The 8,641-nt window shown below is 46.0% G+C and carries 6 protein-coding genes; 3 read left to right on the top strand and 3 right to left on the bottom strand.

Annotated elements, in window-relative coordinates; genetic code table 11:
* Nucleotides 1-269: 269 nt before the first annotated feature.
* A complete protein-coding gene (locus QZ938_RS08880) occupies nucleotides 270-998 on the top strand; it encodes a response regulator transcription factor (RefSeq protein ID WP_293348824.1) in 729 nt (242 codons plus the stop codon).
* 264 nt (nucleotides 999-1,262) lie between these two features.
* On the opposite strand, the gene QZ938_RS08885 is transcribed toward QZ938_RS08880, so the two are convergent.
* The 3 genes from QZ938_RS08885 to QZ938_RS08895 form a co-directional block, all read right to left on the bottom strand.
* Nucleotides 1,263-3,776: a CHASE2 domain-containing protein gene (locus QZ938_RS08885; protein ID WP_293348827.1), complete on the bottom strand. Its 2,514-nt coding sequence runs from the start codon at nucleotides 3,774-3,776 to the stop codon at nucleotides 1,263-1,265.
* Nucleotides 3,777-3,884: 108 nt separating this feature from the next.
* Nucleotides 3,885-4,880, bottom strand: a complete 996-nt coding sequence (locus QZ938_RS08890) for a DUF1822 family protein (protein WP_293348830.1) — start codon at nucleotides 4,878-4,880, stop codon at nucleotides 3,885-3,887.
* A 485-nt stretch (nucleotides 4,881-5,365) separates the two neighbouring features.
* Nucleotides 5,366-6,049, bottom strand: a complete 684-nt coding sequence (locus tag QZ938_RS08895; protein WP_293348833.1) for a sigma-70 family RNA polymerase sigma factor — start codon at nucleotides 6,047-6,049, stop codon at nucleotides 5,366-5,368.
* A gap of 405 nt (nucleotides 6,050-6,454) precedes the next feature.
* On the opposite strand from QZ938_RS08895, the gene glgA reads away from it, so the two are divergent.
* Together glgA and QZ938_RS08905 are read left to right on the top strand one after the other, a co-directional pair.
* Nucleotides 6,455-7,930, top strand: coding sequence for a glycogen synthase GlgA (gene glgA / locus QZ938_RS08900; RefSeq protein WP_293148518.1), 1,476 nt, complete (start codon nucleotides 6,455-6,457; stop codon nucleotides 7,928-7,930).
* A 326-nt stretch (nucleotides 7,931-8,256) separates the two neighbouring features.
* The gene (locus QZ938_RS08905) at nucleotides 8,257-8,628 is read left to right on the top strand and encodes a DUF4342 domain-containing protein (protein ID WP_293148520.1); all 372 of its coding nucleotides are present in this window, start codon (nucleotides 8,257-8,259) and stop codon (nucleotides 8,626-8,628) included.
* Nucleotides 8,629-8,641 lie beyond the last annotated feature (13 nt).

Here is an 8,641-nt window from a genome sequence, read left to right on the forward strand (position 1 = left end):
TCCGGTTTGTAGTGAGGACTTCAGTCCTCATAATCAGAGGACTAAAGTCCTCACTACGAACTAAAATCCGGTTTGTAGTGAGGACTTCAGTCCTCATAATCAGAGGACTAAAGTCCTCACTACGAACTAAAATCCGGTTTGTAGTGAGGACTTCAGTCCTCATAATCAGAGGACTAAAGTCCTCACTACGAACCCAAATCATGATAGTTGTTTGACCGGACATGATATTACTAATTAACTTTGCACCATTAACAATTGAGTTGAAAATTATGAAAATCTCTGCCGCTCAAAACACCAAAATTCTAGTTGTAGAAGACGACGCCCCCGTCCGCAATCTAGTCTACCGCTTTCTGAAACAGAGATATGAAGTACAATTTGCAGCCGACGGCCAAACAGCATTAGAAATATTTGATGAATTCAACCCAGTTCTCGTGATTTTAGATTGGAATTTGCCCGATACTACAGGCTATAAACTTTGTCAAGAAATGCAAAAGCGGACGAATGTTTTAGTCGCGATTCTGAGCAGCCGCACCGCCGAAGAAGATCGAATTAAAATCCTGCAAGCAGGTGCTGACGATTTTATGTGCAAACCCTTCAGTATTGAAGAACTAGCAGTTAGAGTAGAAGTCTTGTTGCGGCGTGGGAGAACCGTCAACCCGCCCCGCCTTGTCTGCGGTCAACTAGAAATTGATTTAATGAGTAGGGAAGTAAGATTGCAGGATAAAACTTTGACTCTAACCAAATTAGAATATGAGATCTTGTGTTTTTTGGCAACTCATTCAGATGAAGCTTGGACTCGCCAACAGCTAATCGAAAAAATTTGGGGCTGGAAATCCAATTACGCATCAGAAGAGCGAGTGGTGGACGTGCATATCGGCCAGATTCGCAAGAAAATGGCTAAAGTCGATCGGGCTGTGCCAAATTTTATTCAAACAGTTCGCGGATACGGTTACACATTTGCTCCGAATGCTCGCAATCACAGGATATTTTCCAATTAGGATTGAATTGCCAAAATAATTTGGCAATACAAGTCTATTGAATAAATAAATTCAAATCCGCTCTTCATAGGAATGATAATTCATCTCTCTATACTCTCCCTCTGTGTCCTCTGCGCTCTCTGTGGTTTAACAATTCCGGTACAGCCAGATGTGATATAATTTAAAATCCCAAAAAAAAGGTATGTAGTTGCGCTTCAGCGCTCCGATCGTAGATATACTAAGAGCGCTCAAGCGCAACAACGTACCTATCTAACAGAGACGGTTCTAGATTCGCTTACAAAAAATCGCAATACCACACGCCCCCAACATTGCCACAACCGACGGTACCAAAGGCACCCACCAACCCTGGATTAGCAAAAACCAGCAAACTCCGCCCAAAATCCCCGCAAAAGCGATCGCCCGCAACACCGCAAACAGCCTGCGCCGGCTGAAAATCGCGATCGTGCCGCCAACTGCTGCGCCGCCCAAAATCCACAGCATTTCTTGCCACACAGGAACAATTTGCAGCAGCGGGCGCCCATCCAAAGCAGCACTGATAATTTGACTAGACATTTGTGCTTGAAGCAACACCCCCGGCATTTTCTGATAAGGTATTTCTCGCGCGCTGTAGGGTGTAAAAAAATAATCGGGATTGGAAATCGGCGCCGTCACACCTATAAAAATAATTCGGTCTTTAATCAAATTGGGACTGACTTTTCCTTCTAACAGTTGTGTCAGGCTAACTCGCCGAATAAAATTTTGGGGCGATCGATAATTGAGCATAATTTGAAAACCGCGATCGTCCAGGTTGTGATAAGCGCCTGTACTGCCGTGAATCGGTGCAAAAACCGCCTTTCCCAGCTCTATCTTATCTCCTGGTAGAGTTTCTGGTGTGATGCCTTTTGCTGCTAGGTAATGGAGCGCAGCCCTCATGTTTAAAGAATGTTCAGTAGCACAACTATCGGTTCTATGCGGCTGGATAAACAACAAGTGGCGGCGGAGAGTGCCATCGGCATCAGCCACCACATCGCTGAACCCGAGGCGCTCTTTTGGCAGTGCAGGCGGCGGTTTGATGCCGCATTTGTTCGGTTTGCCGCTTTCTTTGACGCTGCACAAACCAATTAAACTTCGATCGCTCTTAAAGCTAGCAGCCAATGCCGCATAACCGACTCCGGAGGGGCGAGGGCGAAAGATATCCAGGGCGATCGTTTGCGGCCGATACTGTGCTAAATTTGCTACTGCTTTGGCGATCGTCCCATCCGGCAGCGGAAAGCCGTATTTTTCGATATCCGTTTCCGTTGCTTCCACCAGCAACAAACGCGAATCCGAGCTTTCGGGGGGACGCAGGCGCATCAATTCGTCAAAAGCTTGCAATTCCGATACTTGCAGCCAGCCCAGCGATCGCATTCCCAGGACAAAAACAGCAGCAATTGCGATCGACAACAGCCCGCTCCCAAAACGGCGCCGCCAAGATAAAGATGGCGAATTACTGGCATTTTTCACCTCGGGTTTGTGCAGCAACTCTTGCCAAGTCGGCGGCTGGGATGCCGGATTTTGACAAATTACCGGCAGCCAATCCGCGCCCGGAATTTCTGACTCTAATTCTGCCAATCTTTGCCTCGCGAGGCGCACTGACACATACAAAGATTCCCCGCTGCAAAAAAATTGGAGAAAATACTTCAAAAAATCTTGGGCAACTCGATCGCACACCGGTTCCCGCATCACGATCGTTTGCGGGATTCCCAAATCTTCTAGCTGTCGCGCTAGGCCCAATCCGTCGCAGGAATTCACAACAGCCAATTGCAAGCCGCTGTTAACTGCTAGCCTGAAACCGTGTTTCAGTTCCTCAACTGTTAAACTCTCGGTTTTATTGATATAAAATTTACCACTTCGACCGTCGCTGTCGGTAGAACTGTGTCCGGCAAAAAATAAGATATCCCAGTTTTTTTCCCAAAGCTGTTCGCAGATTTGGCGGCGGCTTGGTTCGACTAAAAATGTAATTTCTGCTGATGGCAATTCTGCCAAGATTTTGCAGTCTTGTTCAATATCAATATTTTGACTGTTACCCAGTATTGCTAAAATTCTGACGAGATTTTTATGACCTTTTCCAAAACTCTCCGATCCCCCCCAGCGGGCGGGCACGGGGGCACCGCCCCTACAAAGGGGGGAGAATTCACTCAAATTCCACCTTCTTAAAGGGGATTTAGGGGGATCTGAAATCGGAGATCCCCCCCAGCGGGCGGGCACGGGGGCACCGCCCCTACAAAGGGGGGAGAATTGTGTCAAATTCCCCCTTCTTAAAGGGGATTTAGGGGGATCCCAAACCTGCGGTTTTATAGAAGTGGCGCTTAAAGCAATTTCGGCTTTCGGATAGCGATCGAAAATATCCCAACAGTACCAAGGCAGCCGCCGCAAAACAATGTCGTCAGTTTTGATTAAAAATCGAACTGTGTCCAACGGGCTTAATTGTGCGAGCAATGTTTCTCTGAGTTGGCGAAACGATTCGGAATAGAGCCAGCTATTGATTTGCTGGCTTAATTGTGCTGCCAAATCCCGGCATTTTGCCAACTGTTCCGCACGAGAGCTACTAATGGTAATTGCGATCGGCTTAATGCGGAAATCTCCCAAACTGCGGTACACTGACTGCCAGCGATCGTAGTTGTCAGCTATTTCTGGTTTCGGAGGCAGGAAACCTTGGATTTCTACTGTGGCCCGTTCTCCTTCCGGGCCGATTTCCAGAGTAGCTCGCACGCCTTTTGTCAAGTTATCATCTAGCTTTAAGACAACTAATTTTTGCATGGTTGACACTCTCAGGTCTTTGATACACTGAGATTTTTGATTCCTCAAGCTAACTTCCTGGTAAAGGTTCAATTTTAATGCTGAACAGCTTGTAACCAGCGGGCAGATTTAAGCGACAAAATTCTCTGCTATACATATTTCTTTCAGTTTTACCACAACGCTGAAACATTCTCCGCGATCGGCAGCAAATTCCAGTGTCATGCAGCCGTTGTCTTTTTTGACTGCACAAGCTTCCATGACAGTCGTTCCTTCGCCGTCGATGAGTTTCAGAGTCAGGTTGAGCGGCAAGCTGTCTGCTCGGGCGATCGGATGCACCTGTACTTTAATATTAATATCACTATCAGTCGTTGGTGCGATCGCCACCACCAAAGCTACAGATTCGGCAGCTACTCCTACACCCCTATCTAAATTAGGTTTTCCCCGAAAATAGTTGAGGGTTGTTGATACTGGTTCCGAGATATCTGGTGTCAGATGGATCGTCTTAGCCCGCACGACTGCGCTGCCGTAACGAAAAGCTAAACTAGGTTCTGGTGGCGCTAAAACTTCTGCTACAGACTGCCAACTGGCCTCGAAAATATTGTGCAGCCACTGACTGAGTTGTACAGCTTTTTTGCTTCGTTTCAGACTATCCAAATGTAGCAGCAATTTTTCAACACTTTGTAATTTGTCGATCGCCAACTCGCCAGCACTTGCAGTTGCAATAAATCCCAGCAAAGTAGCTTCTTGCCGCTGTGTATCGATTTCAACTGCCACTAAACCAATGCGATCGTCAGGTATTTCTAGCGGAATGTCACAAAACTTGCCAGACTTCACAGGGCGGCATTCCAAATAGCCAAATTGAGTTAATTTCAAATCTGCTGCATCGGTGTAAAGGCGCATGGCAGGGTTCCAACTGTCGCTGGCTTTCAAATCTGTAGGAATATCCATCATTTCCATGTAATCTTTTACTGCACATACAGCTAAAGTGTTGAAATAAACTTGGTCTCTTTTTTCTGCTGTGCTCAATCCTTTAATATTTGAAAAGTTCTCTGCCAGCCGCAGCGCTGCTGTAGTAATGGGCAGTGGAATAGATGATTGCCTGATATTGTTAAGATTGCCATTCATCGGGATTCTCCTCTTTGAACTATAGTTTTATGATGAAAACTCAAAAACATACTTTTCTCTAGCCTTTCTCAAAAAGATGAGGTACTTATGGGGATAGGGCATAGGGCATAGGGCATAGGGCATAGGGCATAGGGCATAGGGCATAGGGCATACCTCACTTTTCTGAGAAGCGCTATATTACTAATTAAAAATTACCCAATTTTCAGGGTTGTTATGCCCTATTCCAAGGGAGCATCTCAGTTTGGCATTTATAGTGCTGTCCCCGCTCGCGAGTTGTAGAATCCGCGAGCGGGGACGCTCGCACTATAATAAAAAAAATGCTTTTCACAAAACTGAACTGCTCCCTATTCCAAGGTTGTTTGAGCGGCGATATTTTAATTCAAGTCTAACAAACATCGCTATTAACTGTTAACTGTTAACTCTCAACCGTCAACTGCCAACTGCCAACTGCCAACTGTCAACTGTCAACTATCAACTGTCAACTATCATTCTAGATATCCTTGCTTTTTGGCAAAATTTCGCAAGCGGGGCAAACACTCTCTTTTATAAAAGTTGGGCGCGGTTGACGGTGGCAAGTTAAATTCAAGAGCAATATTTTTCCAGGGAGTCTCCGGGGGAAGACGCTTCAAAATTAAGATTTGGCAAGTGACATCGGGGCGTTCTTTGATGTAAACGCTTCTTAACTCTCCCTCTATATCTGCCAGCACCCATTTTTTAGTCTCTTCTAGAATAACTAGCGGACTGTCAGAATGAGTCGGCGGATTTTCGACATTATTTATCGGGTTAATTAGTTCTGAATCGTCTAAATTTGTCGGGAAAATAACTCTATTTTGATCCTTTGCTTCTTCGATACAAAAGTCTCTCAGCCGCATCATGAGATAGTTGCCTAGCCAAGTAATGAGACTGGCTCGATTCGGATCGAAAATTCTTGTGGTGTTCTCTTCGCAAACGCAAACATTGCGACAAAAATACACCCAAGTTTGCTGTAGGGCATCGTTATAATGAGGCGTGTTTTCTTGCCAAAGTTTGCCGGATCTCACGATCAGCCTCACTATCTCGCTGAGTTTTTGCCGTCGCATCAAGCTTTTGGGCGGATGCGAACAGGCTTCAGCAACTAGCTGTTTGAGTTGTTGGTTTAAATTGTTCTCCCTATTGTTGGTGTCGGGCATCGGCGAGGGCCTCCTGAAGAGTCTCTGGATGAATGCTAGACACGGCATTTGCTGGTTGAGTTTCCACAATAGAATCGCTGAGTTGATGTTTGGTAGCCAAACAAGTGTTGTCTGATAATCAGTTATCAGCATCCTGCGAGAAATTTTCGCGAAAATTCCACAAAAATTTTTGAAATATTTAGTTGACAAATGCGATCGAATAAGGTAGAACTCGACTTTTGAGGCTGTGCCGCGTATGTGTCCTTTGTCTCGCCTGCGTTTGTGGGCCACAGCCCCGAATTCTGCTAGCCGGAAGCGCGATCGCCCTTTTATGTCTAACGAGCGACTTGCTTATTTGGCGAGAAATCATATACTTTGTCAAGTTAAGAAAATATTTTTTGATTCAGCCAGGAGTAAGCAAAAAAAATGTACATCGTACAAATTGCCTCAGAGTGCGCCCCCGTCATCAAAGCAGGCGGTTTGGGGGACGTAGTTTATGGGTTGAGTCGGGAGTTGCAGAATTCCGGCCACGCCGTCGAGATTATTCTGCCCAAATACGACTGCATGAGGTACGACCACATTTGGGGGCTGCACGATGCCTATCGGGATTTGGCGGTGCCCTGGTACGGCGGCGAAATCCTATGCGATGTCTATTGCGGCTGGGTACACGGGGTATTATGTTTTTTCATCGAACCTCGATCGCAAGATAACTTTTTTAACCGCGGCTGTTATTACGGTTGCAATGATGACAATATGCGGTTTGCGTTTTTTAGCAAAGCTGCTTTAGAATTTTTGCTAAGAAGCAACAAGCGCCCGGATGTGATTCACTGTCACGATTGGCAAACTGGCTTGGTTCCAGTCATGCTGTTTGAAATTTACAAATACAATTGGATGGAAAATCAGCGAGTCTGCTATACCATTCACAATTTCAAACATCAAGGCATGGGCGGAAGTGAGATTTTGCAAGCAACGGGTTTGAATCGAGATGAGTATTATTTTCAGTACGATCGCCTGCGAGATAATTTTAACCCCTTTGCCATCAACTTTATGAAAGGTGGCATTGTGTACTCGAACTTTGTGACGACGGTTTCGCCGCACCACGCTTGGGAAGCTCACGTCGGCGAGTTCGGCTACGGTTTGGGCCACACTTTGCATATATATCAAGACAAATTTCGCGGGGTGCTCAACGGCATCGATTACGACGTGTGGAATCCCGAGAGCGATCGCTATATTCCGCAACACTACACTCAGGAGGATTTGGCAGGAAAAGCCGAAACTAAAACAGCTTTGCGCGATCGGCTGTTAATGCGCGATGCTGACAAGCCTCTGATTACCTTTATCGGTCGTTTGGACGACCAAAAAGGCGTTCACCTCGTCCACCATGCAATTTATTACTGTCTGAGCAAAGGCGCGCAATTCGTACTTTTGGGTTCGGCGACGGAAGCGGGAATTAACGCGCATTTCCAGCACGAAAAATGGGTTTTAAATGACAATCCCGACTGCCATTTGGAACTCGGTTTTAATGAGGAACTGTCGCACTTAATTTACGCGGGTGCGGATATGATTGTGGTGCCGAGCAATTACGAACCCTGCGGGCTGACTCAGATGATCGGGTTGCGGTACGGTACGGTGCCTGTGGTGCGGGGCGTGGGCGGTTTGGTGAATACGGTGTTCGATCGCGATTACGACACCAACCACTTACCCGAAGAGCGCAACGGCTACGTATTTCACCAAACAGACTACTACGCTTTAGAGTCGGCGCTCGATCGGGCGATCGGATTGTGGTATGACTATCATGATGACTTTGAAAAGCTGATGATTCAAGGTATGAATTGCGATAATTCGTGGAAATATCCAGCTAAAGACTATGTGGAAATTTACGAGCTAATTCGGCACAAATAAGTTAGTCATTGGTCATTAGTCATTAGTCATTAGTCATTAGTCATTGGTCATTGGTCATTAGTCATTGGTCATTTGTCAACTGATTAACGCTGTCAACTGTCAACTGTCAACTGATTAACGCTGTCAACTGATTAACGCTGTCAACTGTCAACTGTCAACTGTCAACTGATTAACGCTGTCCACAGAGATAATGTTTTGGGTGAAAAGGCGGGGGCGGAAAGTACGAATGCAGCTTGTAGGGTTTTCTTGCCTGTCGGTGCGAAGTGCGATCGCACAAGATAGAAGTATAGAAATTAAACGGCTGGTGTTCGCCCGCCCTACACAAAATGAACTCACAACAACTAGAACAACAAGTAACAATCCTCCAAGACGAAGCAGCAGCCGGAAATTCAGCTAACCCAACAGTTGAAACTCCTTTATTCACCTCAGAGTTCGTAACAGAGGAAAAAGTTAGAGTGGAAGAATTTAAGATTAGCGCCGACAGTTTAATTGGTAAAGTCAAAGAACTAATTGAGCAAGGAAAACTCCGCCGCCTCGTCATCAAAAACTCAGAAGGGCGGATTTTAGCAGACATTCCGCTGATGGCGGGATTGGTAGGCGGTGTTGCAGGGAGTGTAGTCTTTCCAATTGCTGCTGTATTGGCAACAGTTGGGGCAGTTGTCGCTCATTTGAGTGTGGTTATCGAGCGAAAAGAGTAGTAAAGGTACGTAG

Source organism: Microcoleus sp. CAWBG27, assembly GCF_020883145.1.
Taxonomy (GTDB): Bacteria; Cyanobacteriota; Cyanobacteriia; order Cyanobacteriales; family Microcoleaceae; genus Microcoleus.

Bases quoted from the DNA above. Each gene is read 5' to 3' on its own strand.
- QZ938_RS08890 (WP_293348830.1), bottom strand. From the start codon at position 4,880: ATGAATGGCAATCTTAACAATATCAGGCAATCATCTATTCCACTGCCC.
- glgA (WP_293148518.1), top strand. From the start codon at position 6,455: ATGTACATCGTACAAATTGCCTCAGAGTGCGCCCCCGTCATCAAAGCA.
- QZ938_RS08905 (WP_293148520.1), top strand. From the start codon at position 8,257: ATGAACTCACAACAACTAGAACAACAAGTAACAATCCTCCAAGACGAA.
- QZ938_RS08880 (WP_293348824.1), top strand. From the start codon at position 270: ATGAAAATCTCTGCCGCTCAAAACACCAAAATTCTAGTTGTAGAAGAC.
- QZ938_RS08895 (WP_293348833.1), bottom strand. From the start codon at position 6,049: ATGCCCGACACCAACAATAGGGAGAACAATTTAAACCAACAACTCAAA.
- QZ938_RS08885 (WP_293348827.1), bottom strand. From the start codon at position 3,776: ATGCAAAAATTAGTTGTCTTAAAGCTAGATGATAACTTGACAAAAGGC.